Origin of the sequence: Duganella sp. Dugasp56 (genome assembly GCF_047304105.1) — a bacterium.
In the GTDB taxonomy this organism is placed as follows: domain Bacteria; phylum Pseudomonadota; class Gammaproteobacteria; order Burkholderiales; family Burkholderiaceae_D; genus Rugamonas; species Rugamonas hordei.
In genome coordinates, this window is sequence record NZ_JBGLYQ010000024.1 from 61,504 (window position 1) to 78,070 (window position 16,567).

At 64.3% G+C, this 16,567-nt stretch carries 19 protein-coding genes; 12 read left to right on the top strand and 7 right to left on the bottom strand.

Going from position 1 to position 16,567, the window contains the following annotated elements; translation table 11 throughout:
- Nucleotides 1-124: 124 nt before the first annotated feature.
- The 4 genes from purU to ACCD07_RS17940 are packed head-to-tail and all read left to right on the top strand — an operon-like array spanning nt 125 to nt 2,494.
- Entirely contained in the window at nt 125-994 is an 870-nt protein-coding gene (gene purU / locus ACCD07_RS17925) for a formyltetrahydrofolate deformylase (RefSeq protein WP_413448135.1), read from the top strand.
- Nucleotides 995-1,010: 16 nt separating this feature from the next.
- Entirely contained in the window at nt 1,011-1,553 is a 543-nt protein-coding gene (locus ACCD07_RS17930) for a YaeQ family protein (protein WP_176653686.1), read from the top strand.
- Nucleotides 1,554-1,565: 12 nt separating this feature from the next.
- Nucleotides 1,566-2,009, top strand: coding sequence for a copper chaperone PCu(A)C (locus tag ACCD07_RS17935; protein ID WP_413448136.1), 444 nt, complete (start codon nt 1,566-1,568; stop codon nt 2,007-2,009).
- A complete protein-coding gene (locus ACCD07_RS17940; protein WP_413448137.1) occupies nt 2,009-2,494 on the top strand; it encodes a YcnI family protein in 486 nt (161 codons plus the stop codon). The genes ACCD07_RS17935 and ACCD07_RS17940 overlap by 1 nt, the downstream gene beginning before the upstream one ends.
- On the opposite strand, the gene ACCD07_RS17945 is transcribed toward ACCD07_RS17940, so the two are convergent.
- Entirely contained in the window at nt 2,495-3,802 is a 1,308-nt protein-coding gene (locus ACCD07_RS17945) for an amidohydrolase family protein (RefSeq protein WP_413448138.1), read from the bottom strand. It lies immediately after the preceding gene.
- A gap of 151 nt (nt 3,803-3,953) precedes the next feature.
- The gene (locus tag ACCD07_RS17950; RefSeq protein WP_413448139.1) at nt 3,954-4,730 is read right to left on the bottom strand and encodes a head GIN domain-containing protein; all 777 of its coding nucleotides are present in this window, start codon (nt 4,728-4,730) and stop codon (nt 3,954-3,956) included.
- Between the two features lie 186 nt (nt 4,731-4,916).
- On the opposite strand from ACCD07_RS17950, the gene ACCD07_RS17955 reads away from it, so the two are divergent.
- The 3 genes from ACCD07_RS17955 (at nt 4,917) to ACCD07_RS17965 (ending at nt 7,181) form a co-directional block, all read left to right on the top strand.
- Nucleotides 4,917-5,561, top strand: coding sequence for an SAM-dependent methyltransferase (locus ACCD07_RS17955; protein WP_176653690.1), 645 nt, complete (start codon nt 4,917-4,919; stop codon nt 5,559-5,561).
- Between the two features lie 76 nt (nt 5,562-5,637).
- A complete protein-coding gene (locus ACCD07_RS17960) occupies nt 5,638-6,759 on the top strand; it encodes a type IV pilus twitching motility protein PilT (protein WP_353402077.1) in 1,122 nt (373 codons plus the stop codon).
- Entirely contained in the window at nt 6,759-7,181 is a 423-nt protein-coding gene (locus ACCD07_RS17965) for a hypothetical protein (protein WP_413448140.1), read from the top strand. Before ACCD07_RS17960 ends, ACCD07_RS17965 begins: the two co-directional genes overlap by 1 nt.
- A gap of 24 nt (nt 7,182-7,205) precedes the next feature.
- Here the strand turns inward: ACCD07_RS17965 and ACCD07_RS17970 are convergent, their stop codons facing one another.
- The 4 genes from ACCD07_RS17970 to ACCD07_RS17985 form a co-directional block, all read right to left on the bottom strand.
- Nucleotides 7,206-8,480 (bottom strand): c-type cytochrome, encoded by a 1,275-nt coding sequence (locus ACCD07_RS17970; protein ID WP_413448141.1) that lies wholly within the window; start codon nt 8,478-8,480, stop codon nt 7,206-7,208.
- Nucleotides 8,481-8,489: 9 nt separating this feature from the next.
- A complete protein-coding gene (locus ACCD07_RS17975; protein WP_413448142.1) occupies nt 8,490-9,206 on the bottom strand; it encodes a c-type cytochrome in 717 nt (238 codons plus the stop codon).
- 85 nt (nt 9,207-9,291) lie between these two features.
- Nucleotides 9,292-9,870: a 3'-5' exonuclease gene (locus ACCD07_RS17980; RefSeq protein WP_413448164.1), complete on the bottom strand. Its 579-nt coding sequence runs from the start codon at nt 9,868-9,870 to the stop codon at nt 9,292-9,294.
- Nucleotides 9,871-9,955: 85 nt separating this feature from the next.
- Nucleotides 9,956-10,459 carry a ProQ/FINO family protein gene (locus ACCD07_RS17985; protein WP_176653695.1) on the bottom strand — a complete coding sequence of 168 codons (504 nt, stop codon included), beginning with the start codon at nt 10,457-10,459 and terminating at the stop codon, nt 9,956-9,958.
- Between the two features lie 484 nt (nt 10,460-10,943).
- Between ACCD07_RS17985 and rpoD the strand changes: the two genes are divergently transcribed.
- The 5 genes from rpoD (at nt 10,944) to ACCD07_RS18010 (ending at nt 15,867) form a co-directional block, all read left to right on the top strand.
- Nucleotides 10,944-13,457 carry an RNA polymerase sigma factor RpoD gene (gene rpoD / locus ACCD07_RS17990; RefSeq protein ID WP_413448143.1) on the top strand — a complete coding sequence of 838 codons (2,514 nt, stop codon included), beginning with the start codon at nt 10,944-10,946 and terminating at the stop codon, nt 13,455-13,457.
- A 112-nt stretch (nt 13,458-13,569) separates the two neighbouring features.
- Complete coding sequence (locus tag ACCD07_RS17995) at nt 13,570-13,932, top strand: VOC family protein (protein ID WP_413448144.1); 363 nt, start codon at nt 13,570-13,572, stop codon at nt 13,930-13,932.
- Between the two features lie 3 nt (nt 13,933-13,935).
- Entirely contained in the window at nt 13,936-14,553 is a 618-nt protein-coding gene (locus tag ACCD07_RS18000; protein WP_413448145.1) for a DJ-1/PfpI family protein, read from the top strand.
- Nucleotides 14,554-14,687: 134 nt separating this feature from the next.
- Nucleotides 14,688-15,392, top strand: a complete 705-nt coding sequence (locus tag ACCD07_RS18005) for a hypothetical protein (protein ID WP_413448146.1) — start codon at nt 14,688-14,690, stop codon at nt 15,390-15,392.
- Nucleotide 15,393: 1 nt separating this feature from the next.
- A complete protein-coding gene (locus ACCD07_RS18010; protein ID WP_413448147.1) occupies nt 15,394-15,867 on the top strand; it encodes a hypothetical protein in 474 nt (157 codons plus the stop codon).
- A gap of 7 nt (nt 15,868-15,874) precedes the next feature.
- Here the strand turns inward: ACCD07_RS18010 and ACCD07_RS18015 are convergent, their stop codons facing one another.
- Complete coding sequence (locus ACCD07_RS18015; protein WP_413448148.1) at nt 15,875-16,564, bottom strand: DUF899 family protein; 690 nt, start codon at nt 16,562-16,564, stop codon at nt 15,875-15,877.
- Between the last annotated feature and the right edge of the window lie 3 nt (nt 16,565-16,567).

Sequence of the window (16,567 nt, forward strand, 5' to 3'; positions counted from 1 at the left end):
TTTTATTCCTCGAAATGGGGTGTGGGGGCCAATATACCGTAAATTGCACGATCGTGCTATTTTCACGTGCGCGGCCCAGCCGTGCGACAATACCGGCCTTGTTAGACCAATAACGATGGTAGATATGAGCAATCCCGAATACATTTTGACACTCTCTTGCCTGGACCAGCGCGGAATCGTTCATCGCGTATCGGGCTTCCTTGCCGATCACGGCTGCAACATCATCGACTCGGCCCAGTTCGGCGACGGCGAGTCGAAGCTGTTCTTCATGCGCGTGCATTTCGCACTGGAAGACAGCAACGTCAACGACGACCTGCTGCGCGCCGATTTCGGCCTGCTGGGCAGCGAGATGAAGCTGGACTGGCAGTTGCGCGACGCCCACTACAAGCCGCGCGTGATGCTGATGGTGTCGAAGATCGGCCACTGCCTGAACGACCTGCTGTTCCGCTACAAGAGCGGTCTGCTGCCGGTGGAAATTCCGGCCATCGTGTCCAACCACATGGACTTCTACCAGCTGGCCGCCAGCTACAATATTCCGTTCCACCACCTGCCGCTGGCCACCGGCGCGCCGCAGGAAGCCAAGCTGGCGCAGGAAACCAAGATCATCGAGCTGATGAACACCCACAAGATCGACCTGGTGGTGCTGGCGCGCTACATGCAGATCCTGTCGCCCGGCCTGTGCACGGCGCTGAAAGGGAAGGCGATCAATATCCACCATTCCTTCCTGCCCAGCTTCAAGGGCGCCAAGCCGTATGCGCAGGCGCACCACCGCGGCGTCAAGCTGATCGGCGCCACCGCGCACTTCGTCACCGGCGACCTGGACGAAGGTCCGATCATCGAGCAGGACGTCGAGCGCGTCGACCATTCGATGGATGCCGAGACGCTGTCGGCCATCGGCCGCGACGTCGAATGCGTGGTGCTGGCGCGCGCGGTGAAGTGGTTTGTCGAACACCGCATTTTGCAGAACGGCGACAAGACTGTCGTCTTCAAATAACTATAGAGATTCACAGATGGCCCTCAAAGCAACAATCTACAAAGCCGATTTACAGATCGCGGACATGGACCGCAACTTCTATGAAACGCAGTCGCTGACCTTGGCGCGCCATCCGTCGGAAACCGACGAGCGCATGATGGTGCGCCTGGTCGCGTTCGCGATCCACGCCAACGAGGCGCTGACGTTCACCAAGGGCTTGTTCGACGTCGAGGAGCCGGACATCTGGCAAAAGGACCTGACCGGCGCGATCCAGCTGTGGATCGAAGTGGGCCAGCCGGACGAGAAGGTGATCCTGAAGGCCTGCGGCCGTTCGGAGCACGTCTATGTCTACAGCTATGCGGCCACCAGCCATATCTGGTGGAAGGCGCTGGCCAACAAGGTCGAGCGCTGCAAGAACCTGACCGTGATCAACCTGGACGCCGACGCCACCGAGCAGCTGGCCAAGATGGCCCAGCGCACCATGCAGCTGCAGTGCACCATCCAGGACGGCCAGATCTGGCTGAACGACGGCACCGATACCGTGGAGATCGGCCGCGAGACCTTCAAGGCCGAGCGCTGATACAATCTCAAGATGAAAAAACTCATCCTTTCGTTATTGCTGGCGGCATGCGCCCCGGTGGTGCTGGCCCAGGTCGAGGTCAAGGACGCGTGGATACGCGCCACCGTGCCTGCCGCCAAATCGACCGGCGTGTTCATGGAGCTGAAGTCCAGGCAGGATGCGCAGCTGGTGGAAGTGCGCTCCAGCGTGGCCGGCGTGGCGGAAATCCACCAGATGCAGATGGATGGCCAGATGATGAAGATGCACGCCGTGCCGTCGCTGGAACTGCCGGCCGGCCAGAGCGTGAACCTGGCCTCCGGCGGCTATCACGTGATGCTGATGGATTTGAAGCGGCAGTTGAAGGAAGGCGAGACCGTGCCGGTCACGCTGGTCATACGCAAGAAGGGCAAGAACGAAACCATCGCACTTGACGTGCCGGTCAAACCGTTGACCTACACTCCACCTAAGGGGCAGTGATGAAGATGACTTCCACCATGCTGGCGCTGGCAATGGCCACGATCGTGCCGGCCGCGCAGGCGCACGTCACGCTGGACCAGGCCACCGGTCTGGCGGGTACCTATCAGAAGCTGGCGTTCCGCGTCGGCCACGGCTGCGACGGCGGCGCCACCACCGGCCTGACGGTATCGCTGCCGGAAGGCGCCAACGCCGCCAAGCCGATGCCCAAGCAGGGCTGGAAGATCGACATCGCCAACAGCGGCAACCTGCATGAAATCAGCTGGAAGGGCGGTTCGCTGCCGGATGCTTATTTCGACGAATTCGTCATGCAGGTGAAGCTGCCCGAGACGCCGGGCAAGCTGTATTTCCGCATCGTGCAGCAGTGCGGCAAGACCAGCGTGGCCTGGGATGAAATCGCCGCCGACGGCGCCGCCAGGCCGAAAGCGCCGGCGCCGGTGCTGGAGGTGCTGCCGGCACCGGCCGGCACCGCCACGCACCAGCACTGATTATTTGACGACGGCGCCGCCCTTCATCACCCACTGGACGCTTTCCAGCGTCTTCACATCCTTCAGCGGTTCGCCGTCCACCGCGATCAGGTCGGCGAACTTGCCCGCCTCGATCGTGCCCACCCTGTCGGTCCAGCCCAGCAACTCGCTGGCGTTCAGCGTGGCCGCGCGGATGGCCTGGATCGGCGTCATGCCGAGCTTGACCAGGATGCCGAACTCGCGCGCGTTCAGGCCGTGCGGATACACGGCGGCGTCGGTGCCGAAGGCGATCGGCACGCCGGCCTTGATGGCGCGGGCAATGTTCTGGCGCGCCATCGGCAAGGTCACCTTGGCTTTTTCCAGCAGCGGCTTGGGCAGCTTGATCGCTTCGGCGTTCTCGATCAGCCAGTCGCCCAGGTAGACCGTCGGCACCAGCCAGGTCTTGTGTTCCTTCATCAGCCTGATGCCCTCGTCGTCGATGTAGGAGCCGTGCTCGATCGAATCGACGCCGGCCAGCACCGCCAGCTTGATGCCGTCGCCGCCGTGCGCGTGGGCGGCGGCCTTGCGGCCGAGGCGGTGGGCGTCGCTGATGATGGCCTTCAATTCTTCCAGCGTGTATTGCGAGGTGCGCGGATCGTCGCCGAACGACAGCACGCCGCCGGTGGCGCAGATCTTGATGACGTCGGCGCCGTACTTGATGTTGCGGCGGGTGACCTTGAGCGCCTCGTCGACGCCGTCGGCCACGCCGAGGGCGGTGATCTTGTATTCGGGCGCGTGCATGGTGTCGTCGCAGTGGCCGCCGGTGATGCTCAGCGGCGGGCCGGAGGCGGCCATGCGCGGGCCGGGCACGTCGCCGTCGTTGATGGCGTCGCGCAGGCCGATGTCGGCATAGCCGTCGGCGCCGACGTCGCGCACGGTGGTGAAGCCGGCCTGCAGCGTGATGCGGGCGTTCTTGGCGCCGGTCAGCGTGACGCGCGGGATCGACTTGGCGACGATGGAATAGCCGGAATCCTGCGGGTCGCCGGTCAGGTGCGTGTGCATGTCGATCAGGCCGGGCAGCAGGGTCTTGCTGCCGAGGTCAATGACCTGGGCGCCGGCCGGGATGGCCAGCTTGCTGCCGGCGGCGGTGATGCGTTCGCCGCTGATCAGCACCACCGCGTTGTCGACCAGCGCGCCGCTGCGCACGTCGAGCATGTGGGCGGCCTTGACGGCGGTGACGGCGGCGGGAGGCGCATCGGCGGCGCCGGCGGCGGCGCAGGCCAGTAACAGAGAGGGCAGTAGCGCGGGTAGCGCATAGGTGCGACGGATGGCTGAAGCGGTAGCGTTCAAGTACGTCTCCTTGAGGTGGTGGTTGCTTGATCCGAGCCAAGCAAAGCTCGCCGCCTAGCGTACCCGGCAATGAAAGCGGGCGCTACAATTTTCCGAAAAAATCAATGCTGCCGACGTCTGCCAGCTCAGCGCCTGGCTCCCGATGACTTGCTTACTGCGGCGAGCCACCCAGGCGCTTGATGCTGCCCGAGCCCATCACGCTCTTGGTCACCTGCGGATCGCCGTAGTAGGCGATGTCGCCCGAGCCGGCCACGCTCAGGTTCAGCGTCTGCTTGGCCCACACCGTGGCCTGTCCCGAACCGCCGATGCTCACCGTCACGTCGCGCGCCGCCAACTGGCCCGCCTGCACCCGTCCCGAACCGCCGATCGACACCTGCAGCCGCTCGGCATTGCCGCCAGCCTTCAGGTTGCCGCTGCCGCCCAGCGCGATCGCCACCGACTCGCTTTCCACGCTGCGCACGCTGATCGAGCCGGAACCGCCGACGTCGAAACTCAGGCTCTCGCCGCGCAGCTTGTCGGCCTCCACCGAACCGGAACCGGCCACCGCGATCTTGTCCAGCGAGCGCGCCTGCACGACGATCTTCATCACATGCGCCTCCAGGTTGATATCCTTCCTGGCCGGGCGGATGCGCAGCGTGCCGTTTTCCACCACGGTCTCGATCAGCGCCTGCAGATTGTCGTCGGTCTCGACGCTGATGCTCTCGGTATTGCCGATGCGGATCTCGACGTTGCCGCTGACGGCCGTGGCCAGCGCCGTGAAGTGCCCCACGTCGCGGTTCGACTTGGTGACCTTGCCGCTGCCCTGCACGCGCTCGCCGTGGAGCCAGCTCAGCGGACCGGCCTGCGCCACCCCCGCCGGCACGGCGACGGCCAGCAGGCCGGCGGTCAGGAACAATGGGCTCAGGATACGGCGGATAGTTGCGGACATGTTGTTCTCCTCAAATAAGTTCGGACAGCTCTTGAGATTGGATACTACGGACTTCCCCCGGGGCGTGACATCCGGTTGCGACGGATTGCAGCCTTGGCGGAGCAGAATGCATGAGTGAAGGAACAGGCGGCGGGCAGGGCGGCGGCATAAGGTATCATTCGGGCTACAACGTCATACTGGAATCACATGCTTATCATCACCATCAAACAGGGCAAGGAAAAGAGCCTCCTGGCCGGCGACCCCTGGATTTACGCCTCCGCGATTGAAAAAGTCGAGGGCAAGCCGCAGGAAAAGAACAAGCCCGGCGCGACCGCCACCGTGCAGACCTCGTCGCGCCAGTTCATTGGCCGCGCCGCCTACAATGCCAAGTCGCAAATCTGCGCCCGCATCTGGACCTACAAGGAAGACGAGCCGGTCGACCATGCGATGATCAAGCGCCGCGTGAAGGCCGCCATCGCCAAGCGCGCCGCCAGCGTGCGCGCGGCCGGCCCCAACGACCTGGTGCCGGTGGTGCGCGGCGACGAGGATGGCTTGTCCGGCCTGCTGGTCGACAGCTGGGGCGGCGTCAAGGGCTACCTGATCTGCCAGTTCCAGTCGGCCGGCGTCGAGGCGTGGAAAATCCCCATCGTGCAGGCGCTGCTGGCGGAAACCGGCTGTCCGAATGTCTATGAACGCTGCGACGACCTGATCCGCAAGGGCGAGGGCTTGCCGGTGTTTTACCGTCCGCTGGCCGGCGAAGAGCCGCCAGACCATGTGGTGGTGACCGAAGGCAAGCAGCGCTTCAGCATGGACTTGCGCACCGGCTTCAAATACCCGAAGGTACGCAGCTGAAAAAGTTTCGACTCTGCAATTTTTCTCTTATAATCGTCCGAGGCGTTCAACCGACCCCACGGAGATCAGAGTACAGATGGAAAATTACCAGTCGTCGCAAATTCGCACCCTGACCTACATCGAAAACGAAGACCACCCGGTCTTCGGCACGCTGGTCGAGCAGATCCTGCATTTGCTGAATTCCAAGCTGATCTTCAGCGACATCCTGATCCACCAGAACAGTCCGCTGTTGCTGCGCCAGCCGAAAGGGCTGGTGGCGGTGACCGATTCGCCGATCACGCGCGAGGAGCTGCAGGAATTCTTCGAGGTGGTCGAGCCGAACTGGGCCGAGCGGATCCAGGACCGCGCCTTCGACCGCGCGGTCGACCTGCACACGGCGCGCATCCGCGCCAACTGCTTCAGCTTCCAGGGCAAGAAACGCCTGGGCTGCGTGATCCGCCGCTTCCCGAAAGAGCCGATGGCGCTGGGCAAGCTGGGCCTGCGCCAGGCCGAGCAGAACTTCGCGAAACTGACCAGCGGGCTGGTGCTGATCATCGGCGACACCTGCCAGGGCAAGTCCACCACCATCGCGGCGATGCTGGACGAGATCAACAAGCACCGCTCCGGCCACATCATCACGATTGAAGATCCGGTGGAAACGCTGATCCCACAGCGCCAGTGCGTGATCACGCAGCGCGAGGTCGGCTTCGACGGCGACGTCGAAAGTTTCTACCTGGGCGCGCTCGACGCGCTGCGCGAACGGCCGGACGTGATCGTCATCGGCGAGATCCGCGACGCGCAGACGGCGCAGGAAGCGCTGGCGCTGGCCGAATCCGGCCCGCTGGTGCTGGCCTCGCTGCACGCGCGCTCGACCGAGCTGGGCTTGCAGAAGATGCTGCGGCTGCTGGGCAACAGCGAGGCGCAGTCGCAAGCGCTGGCGCACGCGCTGCGCGGCGTGCTGTGCCAGGCGCTGCTGCCGTCGGTCGACGGCGACCGCTACTACCTGGCCACCGAATGCCTGACCTCCAATCCGGACGTGGTCAACATGATCGCCGGCGGCCAGGTGTCGGCGCTGCGCGGCTGGATGGAAAACAAGCCGGGCGACGGCTGCCACACGATGAACGCCTCGCTGCGCGCCTTGCTGGCCGACGGCAAGGTCAGTGTGGAAGACGCGCGCAATGCCACCACCGACCGCATCGGCTTCGCGGAGTCCCAGTGATGTTCAAATATTTTGTCGCGCCATGTTTGCTGCTTTGGTCAGTTGGTGCCGCGCAGGCGGCGCCGGTTGACGGTCTATGCGCCCAGCGTTTCCTGTCGACCTTGGCAGATCCTGCGACGGCGCTCAAAGCCAGCGGGTTTTTCAATTTGCCGGGCGCAGCAGGCTCCGGTGCCGCGGCGACGCAAAACGCGCTGGACGCGATGATGCGCAAGCTGGGAGGCGTCAGCCGCATCGAGCCGCTGGCCGCCATGCCGGAAGGGAAAACCACACGGACCGCCATCGGCGAGCCGGCCTCCGGAACGCCGTTTGTCGGCAGCGCGTTCAGCGCCGTGTCCCAGACCGAGGGCCGGGTGATTTTCTTTGTCTCCCAGCGCATGGGCTACAGCTGCTCCATCAGTTCCCTGGCGCTGCACATCCCATAGCATCGGTAGCACTAACCCCGGGGTTTAATCCAGCGGTATCGCGCGGTAGCGATTGACGTCCGTGCCGGTCACCGGCGGGGCGTTGTTGCCCCAGGCGCTGCGCAGGTAGGACACCACCTGCGCCACTTCCACATCGTTGAGCACATGGCCGAACGGCGGCATGCCGTACGGGCGTGGATTGCCTTCCGTGCCGGGCGCGAAGCCGCCGTTGAGCACGATGCGGATCGGATTGACCGCCTGTTCCATCGTCAGCGCGCGATTGCCTCCCAGCGGCGGATAGCCGGGCGGCAGGCCGCCGCCGCCGGCGCCGTGGCAGTCGGCACAGTGCTTGTCGTACAGCTTGGCGCCGGCGGCCAGGAAGGCGACCGCCTCGGCACCCTTGTCGCGCTCGAAGTCGGATTTCTTGCCATCGCCCGGCAGCGCCTTCAGGTAGACCGCCATCGCGTTGATGTCGTCGTCGCTCAGGTATTGCAGGCTTTGCTGCACCACCTCGGCCATCGGCCCGAACACCGTCGCGCGCGGCGACACGCCGGTCTTCAGCAGCGCGGCGATGTGCGGCTGCAGCCATTCGCCCAGTCCGGCCTCGGCGCCGGAATTGAGCGACGGCGCGTACCAGCCCAGCACCGGTATCAGGCCGCCCGACAGGCTTTCGCCTTCGGATGCGCCCAGCGTGTTGCGCGCGCTGTGGCAGGCGCTGCAGTGTCCCAGCCCCTGCACCAGGTAGGCGCCGCGGTTCCAGTCCAGCGATTGCTTGCTGTCCTCGCGGAACACGGCCGGCTTGAAGTACAGCATGCGCCACGCGGCCAGCATGAACTGCTGGTTGTACGGGAAGCGCAGCTGGTGCGGCTGGCTGGCCTGGCTGACCGCCGGCACCGATTTGAAATAGGCATACAGCGCATCGGCATCGTCGCGCGTGATGCGGGTGTAGTTGGTGTAGGGGAAGGCCGGATACAGCATTCGGCCGTCCTTCGATTTGCCGTTATGCAGCGCGCGCCAGAAATCGTCGGCGCTCCAGCTGCCGATGCCGGTCGCGGCGTCGGAGGTGATGTTGGGCGAGATCACGTTGCCGAACGGCGTTTGCAGCGCGCGTCCGCCGGCATAGGGCTGGCCGCCGCGCGTGGTGTGGCAGGCCATGCAGTCGCCGGCCTTGGCCAGGTAGGCGCCGCGCGCGACCTGTTCGGCCGGCGCCAGCTTGGCGGTGACGGTAGGCGGTGGGCCGGCGTCGTCGCGGTTGCCGAACATGACCAGCAGCAGGCCGCCCAGTATCAGCGCGGAAACGATATAAATAATTTTCTTCATGATCGTCCCTTATTGCGCCGGCACGCTGCCGCAGTTCAGCGGCAGCGGCATGGCGATGCTGGTGGCGGGGCGGGCGGCGGCGTCCGGGGTCTGCTTGCTGAGCCAGCCGGACACGGCTGCCACGTCGGCCTCGGACAGTTTGCCGGCGATGTCGGCCATGCAGTCCGGCGCGGCGGCGCGGCGCACCTTGTTCTTCCACGCGCCGAACTGGGCGTTGATGTAGTCGCTCGGCAGGCCGATCAGACCCGGGATGGCGGGCGCCACGCCGGTCAGCGCGCTGCCGTGGCAGGCCGCGCAGGCGGGGATTTTCTTGGCCGGGTCACCTTGCTGCACCAGCGCCTGGCCGCGCGCCAGCGAGGCGGCATCGGCGCTGGCGCCGCTGCCGGCCTGCGCCGGCGGGTAGGGCGGATGCTGTGCTGAGAAGTACTCGGCGATCTCGCGCAGATAGGCGTCCGGCAGATGGTCGACCATGTAGGTCATCATCGGGTAATGGCGGCGGCCTTCGCGGAAGTTCACCAGCTGGTTGTACAGGTAGCCGGCCGGCTTGCCGGCGATGCGCGGGAAGAAGGCGTCGCTGCGCTCCTTCAGCGAGTGGCAGGCGACGCAGGCGGCCACGCGCTGTTCCAGCGTGTCGGGCAAGGTGGCGGGCGCGGCGGCCTGGGACTGCGCGCACCAGCCGGCCAGGGCCAGGGCCGCGCACAGTCGCATGGTGGAAAAAGTAGTCATACCATTCCTTGTTGAGGCAGGCCGGGACGATGGCTGCCTGACAAGGATATACCTGAGTTGCAAGGAATGACAGAGGACAGATTGTCTAAGTTGTTTTCGGCGGACGGGGCAGTTTGACGGCCTTCATCGGCGGCAGCTTGTTGCCGGCGGCGAGCCAGTGGCGGTAGACGCGCAGGGCCACCTGGGCATCGTCGGCCGCGTACAGGATCTGCTTTTCGTTCAGGCGCGGCAGGGCCCAGTTGGTGGTGGAGATTTTCTTGGACTTCTGCAGCTTCTGGCCGAAGAACTTGGCCACGGCGGTCTTGGCGCCGAGGTCGTTGCGCTGGCCCGGCGTGCGCAGGGCCACCGACAGGTCGACCACGCCGGCCGCGCGTATCGCCAGCTTGGCGTGCAGGCGCTTGACGTCGTCGGACAGGCCGAAGCCTATCTTCAGCGGCAATGCCGATTCCAGCACCGCCGTCAGCACTTCCAGCGTGTGCGCGCTGGTGCTGGCGCCGATCTGGAACAGCCAGGCCTTGTGGTCGGTGGAGAACTGGATCAGGTGCGGGCCGGTGGAGGTCTCGCCCTTGGTGAAGGTGGGCTTCGATTCGGTGTCGAAGCCGATGGCGTCGGCGGCCAGCAGGGCGATGCGCGCGGCGCTGGCCTGCTCGGCCGTGCTCACCATCTGCACGTCGGCGATGCGTATGCCGACGTAGGGCGGAAGCTCGGCCTCCGCCTCCGCCGGTACCGCGCGCTGCTGGCTATCCAACTCAGCCCTTGCGCGAGAACTTCGCGGTCAGCTGGTTCAGCTTGTCGGCGCGCACGCGGGCGGCTTCCTCGGCGGCGGCGGCTTCGCGTTCGGCCTTCTTGCGCTCGGCTTCTTTCTTGAAGCGGTCCTGCAATACCTGGGTCGCGTGGGCGCGGTGGGTGTCGGTGACTTCGGCGCCGGGGGTGCCGTCCAGGTCGTGGCGCACCTTGGCTTTTTCCATCACTTTCAGGTAGCGCAGCGAACCGGTGTGGATGCCTAGCGCGGTGCGCATGGTTTTACGATCCAGTTCAGGCATCACGGCGAGGATCTGCTTGTCGATACCGATCGACAAAGGCAGGAAGTCGCGGAAGGCCGGGAATTGGGTTTGTAATTGTTTCAGCAAGCTGCGCGGAGTCGGTGCGGCAGGGGCCGCGACAGTGGCTGCGACAGGCGCCGAATTCGCGGCGGTGGCTGCAGGCTCGATTGCCGGCGGCTGAGGGGTGAGGCTAGTGTTCATCGACTTCATAGTTTAAGCAAGAGGCGTCAGCATATCATGTGCACTACGGGATTGCAGTGCCTTTTAAACCAGCATGCCAAAAAGGCTACACTGGTGTCGCACGTCAGATGGCCGGGGGAGGTGCGTCCGGACCGCAAAACATGTATAATGCTTGACGCACCTTTGCAGGACGGTGCGGTTCAGTTTGGTACAGGATGCGATTTGGACGGTCTGACAAGGTGTTTTGGCGTTGCCTGGCCCTTGTTATATGGTTTTAAGATATCGGATATGGGTACTATAAATTATCCGGATGTCTCGCTATACGGCATACTTTGCCCTCTCCCTATTCTTCACTGAAAAGAGAAACAAGCCCGTTGTTACGATGCGGGCTTTTTTTATTCCGCAGATAATCGTCAGCTAAATTACAACATTTCCATCTGTGCGCACCGGTGACGGTCGGCGCTGGCTATGGCATTTTGTATTTTTCTGGCGGATACGCATTGAGAGATTTTTAATGACAAAAACGCCGAAAACTTTAACGTTGTCCGTCAAGGCCGCCAAGACCGCGCGTAGCAACTCCGCTCCGCTGGTGGTGCCAAAGACGACTCTATCTTATGTGATCGATAATGCGCAAGAGGCAGCGAGCAAAGTTACGGTAGTCAAAAAGAAAACGCGCCTGAGCGCCGCGGCCGAAGCGGCCCAGGCGGAGGCGCATGTGGCGGTGCAGGCCGATGCGGCCGAAGCACCGGTGAAGGCGGTCAAGGTCACGCGCAAGAGCGCCGCGGCCAACGCCGCCGCCGCAGCGGTGGCGGAAGTCGCCGCGCCGGCCGTGGTGGTCAAGGCCGCGCCGAAATCCAAGCTGGTCAAGGCTGCCAAGGCCGAGCCCGCGCCGGTCGTCATCGTGACCGCCGGCCCGGCCGTCAGCCAGGTGACCGACGCCGCCACGCTGGCGTCGATCGACACCTCCGGCTACCTGCTGCCGAGCGTCAAGGTGCCGGGCCGCCGCGGCCGCAAGCCGTCCGAATTCACGCCGGAAAACGACGAGGTCGCGGCACTGAACGCGGTCGAACGCGCCGAACTGAAGGCCGTGTCCAAGGCGCGCGAGCGCAAGGCCAAGGGCGGCGCCGCCGACCTGCTGGGCGTCGATCCGAAGAGCTCGGCCGAAGACCTGGAGCGCCGCCGCAACCAGATCAAGAACCTGATCAACATGGGCAAGGAGCGCGGCTTCCTGACCTACGCCGAGATCAACGACCAGCTGCCGGAAAACATCGTCGATCCGGAAGCGATCGAAGGCATCATCGCGACCTTCAACGACATGGGCATCGCCATCTACGAGCGCGCGCCGGATGCCGAATCGCTGCTGCTGACCGACAGCGTGGCCACCGTCACCTCGGACGACGAAGTGGAAGCGGCCGCCGCGACCGCGCTGTCGACGGTCGACTCCGACTTCGGCCGCACCACCGACCCGGTCCGCATGTACATGCGTGAAATGGGCGCCGTGGCGCTGCTGACGCGCGAAGGCGAGATCGAGATCGCCAAGCGCATCGAAGGCGGCCTGAAGGACATGATCCAGGCCATCTCCGCCTGCCCGACCACGATCGCCGAGATCGTCGCGCTGGCCCGCAAGATCGAAGCCGACGAACTGAAGGTGGACGAAGTGGTCGACGGCTTCGTCGACCTGAACGAAGCGAACAACACGCCGGCCGTGGCCGCCGCGCCGGCCGCCGCGGCGGACGACGATGAAGAAGAGGAAGAGGAAGTCGAGGAAGAAGACGGCGACGCCAATGGCGGCGCGGCCGGCTTCTCGACCGAGCAACTGGCGCAGCTGAAGAAAGCCGCGCTGGAAAAGTTCGACGTCATCTCGACCCAGTACGACAAGATGCGCAAGGCTTCCGGCGGCTACGGCTCCAAGGCTTACGTGGCGGCGCAGGAAGCGATTTCAGCCGAGCTGCTGGGCATCCGCTTCACCGCCAAGGTGGTCGAGAAGCTGTGCGACACGCTGCGCGGCCAGATGGAAGAAGTGCGCCACATCGAGCGCGCCGTGCTGGAGCTGTGCGTGAACAAATGCGGCATGCCGCGGGCCCACTTCATCAAGGTCTTCCCTGGCAATGAATGCGACTTGGACTGGGTCGACGGCGAAGTCGACAGCGCGTATCCGTACAGCGCCATCCTGGGCCGCAACGTGCCAGCGGTCAAAGAACTGCAAAAGAAAATGATCGACCTGCAGGCGCGCGTGGCGCTGCCGCTGGCCGACCTGCGCAAGATCAACAAGCAGATGGCCGCCGGCGAGAAACGCGCGCGCCAGGCCAAGCGTGAAATGACGGTCGCCAACTTGCGTCTGGTGATCTCGATCGCCAAGAAGTACATCAACCGCGGCCTGCAGTTCCTTGACCTGATCCAGGAAGGCAACATCGGCCTGCTGAAGGCGGTGGACAAGTTCGAATACCGTCGCGGCTACAAGTTCTCGACCTATGCGACCTGGTGGATCCGCCAGGCGATCACCCGTTCGATCGCCGACATGGCGCGCACCATCCGCGTGCCGGTGCACATGATCGAGACCATCAACAAGATGAACCGCATCTCGCGCCAGATCATGCAGGAAACCGGCAGCGAGCCGGACCTGGCGACCCTGGCGCTCAAGATGGAAATGCCGGAAAACAAAGTCCGCGAAATCATGAAGATCGCCAAAGAGCCGATCTCGATGGAAACGCCGATGGGCGAGGACGGCGATTCGCAGCTGGGCGACTTCATCGAAGACAACACCACGCTGGCGCCGCTGGACGCGGCGCTGCACGCGTCGATGCGCAACGTCATCAAGGAAGTGCTGGATTCGCTGACCCCGCGCGAAGCCAAGGTGCTGCGCATGCGCTATGGCGTGGAAATGTCGAACGACCACACGCTGGAAGAAGTGGGCAAGCAGTTCGACGTGACCCGCGAGCGTATCCGCCAGATCGAAGCGAAGGCGATGAGCAAGCTGCGCCAGCCATCGCGCTCGGACAAGCTGAAGACTTTCCTGACGCAGAACTAAGCGTCGGAGCGGCAAGCAAAAAGGGAGGCCTCGCGCCTCCCTTTTTGCGTTGGGCCGGCAGATGCGGTAGAGTTTCCGTCGACACCGCGCGCGCGGCCATACGGAGAGCCACATGACAGACTTCACCAACGTTCGATACACGCTTGCGGTGCTGGATCTGGAGAAATCCACGAACTACTACACCTCGGTGCTCGGCCTGGCCATCGACTTCACGGCGCCAGGCTGGACCTTCTTGTCACGCGGCAGCTTCCGCGTGATGCTGGGCGAGTGGACAGATGCCATGCCACCGTCGGAGCTCGGCGACCATTCCTGGTATGGCTATGTGACGGTCTCGGACGCCACGGCCTTGTTTGCGGAGTACCAGTCGGCGGGAGCGGAATTCACCCAGGCGCTGGCGGACAAGCCGTGGGGCATGCGGGAGTTCGGCATTCGCACCATCGACGGCCATCGCATCATGTTCGGCCAGGAGCTGTAAATCATGCATATCGCGATACTGACATTTGACGGATTCAATGAACTTGATTCGTTTATTGCCTTGGGCTTGCTGAATCGGGTGAAGAGAGAAGACTGGCGGGTGACGATTTCCTGCCCCAGTCCTTCGGTCACGTCGATGAATGGCGTGACAGTTCTCGCCCAGTCGACCATCGAGGAAGCTTGCGCGGCGGATGCCGTCATCGTCGGCAGTGGCGTAAAAACCCGGGCACTGGCGGATAACGAGAATTTCCTGGCTCAACTTAAGCTGGACCCGACGCGGCAGCTGCTGGGGGCGCAGTGTTCCGGCGCGCTGATTCTGGCCAAGCTCGGCATCCTTGACGGCGCTCCAGTTTGTACCGACCTGACAACCAAGCCATGGGTGCTTGAGGCGGGCACCGAAGTGCTGAACCAGCCGTTTCACGCGAAAGGGAATATCGCCACCGCCGGCGGTTGTCTCGCGTCAGTGTATTTGGCCTCGTGGATAGTCGCGCGCCTGGCGGGCGAGGACGCCGCGCGCAGCGCCATGCACTACATCGCTCCGGTCGGAGAGAAGGACCAATACGTGGCCAGAATGATGGAAAATATTCAGCCATACATCACCTCAGCGGAGTATCAGGTATGAGCTTGATGCTGCTTGAGGTTCCCTCTGTTTTTGTAAAACACCTCCTGCCATTGCAGTACATGTCGCGGCGGATTTCGCCGCTTTCAGCTAATTTTTTGGGAATCACCATGGTCCTGGACAAGCGGTCTTTATGGATGTGTGTTCTGCTGTCCGGCGCTGTCGGGCCGGTGGCGGCTGACGAATTGCTGGTTTCCGGCCGCGTCGAATCGATAACGTTGACGCCGGCGGGCGCGCCGGGCTGCCCCGACTTGAACGCTATGCACGGCCCCAGGCTGACCGTCTCCAACGATTGCGGCTGCCAGGAGGCCAGGATCAAGGTAGAGCAGACCTATGTCGGCGACGGCCCCGGCGCAACGCTCAGCGTCAAGTCCCGCCTGGGCGAATGGTGCAAGCCGACGCTGCCGGTCAGCGCGGCGGCGATCCTGGTGCGGACGCAAGGTCCCGAAACCAAGTGGTCGCCGCTGGAAATCAAGGATGGCGTCCAGCTGTTCAAGCCCGCCTCGTTCACCTATGTCGGCGGCTACCCGATGAAGGCCATGCCGGCCGATGACGCGGGCATGGCGCCGCTGGCGTCGCTGCTCGATCAGTTGAAGCAGGGCCGCGGCCCCGGGCCGACCGTGGTATGGGTCAAGCAGGGAAGCTACGCGGTGCTGGGGAGGGAAGTCGGCTCGGCCACCGAGTTGGCCACGCTGCTGCACGAGCAGAACATTTCCGACGTTGAACTGCGCGCGGAGGCCGAGGCCGGCTATGAGCAGATTGGCGCGGCGATCTATGGCCTCGCGCGCGGCGGCACGCGGATCGAGACGGTCAACACGGCCGCGCAACATCATCAGGACTGACATGAGAAAAGCCGGTATCGCTGCGCTGCTGATGGCATGCTGCCTGCTCGCCGATGCGGAGCAGATGGATGTGGCGACCGGCATCCAGCTGGCGCAGATCGACTTCGACTCCTATCACGCGGCTTTGCTGGAGCGATGCCGGACGCTGGCGCCCGATTCGGCCGGCGCGCTGGCCGCATCCATGGCGCAGTGGAAGGCGAAGAACGCCGACGCGCTGGCCATCCTGCGGCAGCTGTACAAGGCGCAGCTGGAGCGTAACATCCGCATCTCCCGGCCCAGGCTGTCGGATGCGGAGGCCGAGGCGCAGGTGGGCGCCGTGCTTGAACTGTTTGCCTCCGGACTGAAAGAAAAAGTGTCGCAGGTGCCGGACGACGAAACCCGGTCCTCCTGCGACGGCGGATATGCGGAGCAGACACTGGCCCGCCCCGACATGGACTTCAACGCGCTGCTGATGCGCATGACGTTCGGCCGCTAGCCGCGGTTTAGTAGGACAGCTTGGGATACCAGTCGGTCCCGCGTCCGGCCGGCGTCAGGTCGAGGATGTTCCACAGCGGCGTCGGATCGGGTGCGCCGCGCGGGTCCTGGCCGGGATCTTCGGTGCCGCCCAGCTCGCTGGCCCAGAAGTGCCGCACCTTGCCGTCGCGCTTGACCCAGACGTCGAGCGCCGGCCATTCGCTGCCGTCCGGTCCCAGGCCTCGGTAATCACGTGGAAAATTGTCGCCGACGCATTGGTAGAACGCCAGGTTGCGCCAGCCGCGTTCGCGGGCGAAGGCCAGCTGCCGCGACACGGGCGAACGGCCCAGCACCGCCACCGCGACGCGCTGCGCGATGTCGCGCGCCGGCGTGTCGAGCGCGCCGAGAAAGGCCGTGCACATCGGACAGGGGCGCTCGCGCTGCGGCCCGTACATCCAGAAATACGTGACCAGCGTGTCGTGCTTGCCGAACATGTCGGCCAGCTTCACCGTCTTGCCGTTTTCGTCGAGAAAATCGTAGTCGGGCGCCTCGCCGCCGTCGGGCAGCGCGCGCCTTTGCTCTGCAACGCGCTCGATATGGCGTCGCAGTTCGATTTCCTCGGCCAGCAGGGCGGTGCGCGCCGTGCGGTAGGCGGCGCTGTCGTTGGGATAGGGTTTGCTTCTGGCGGCCAGTTCAGCCGCCGGCGTCAGCATGCTCATGAT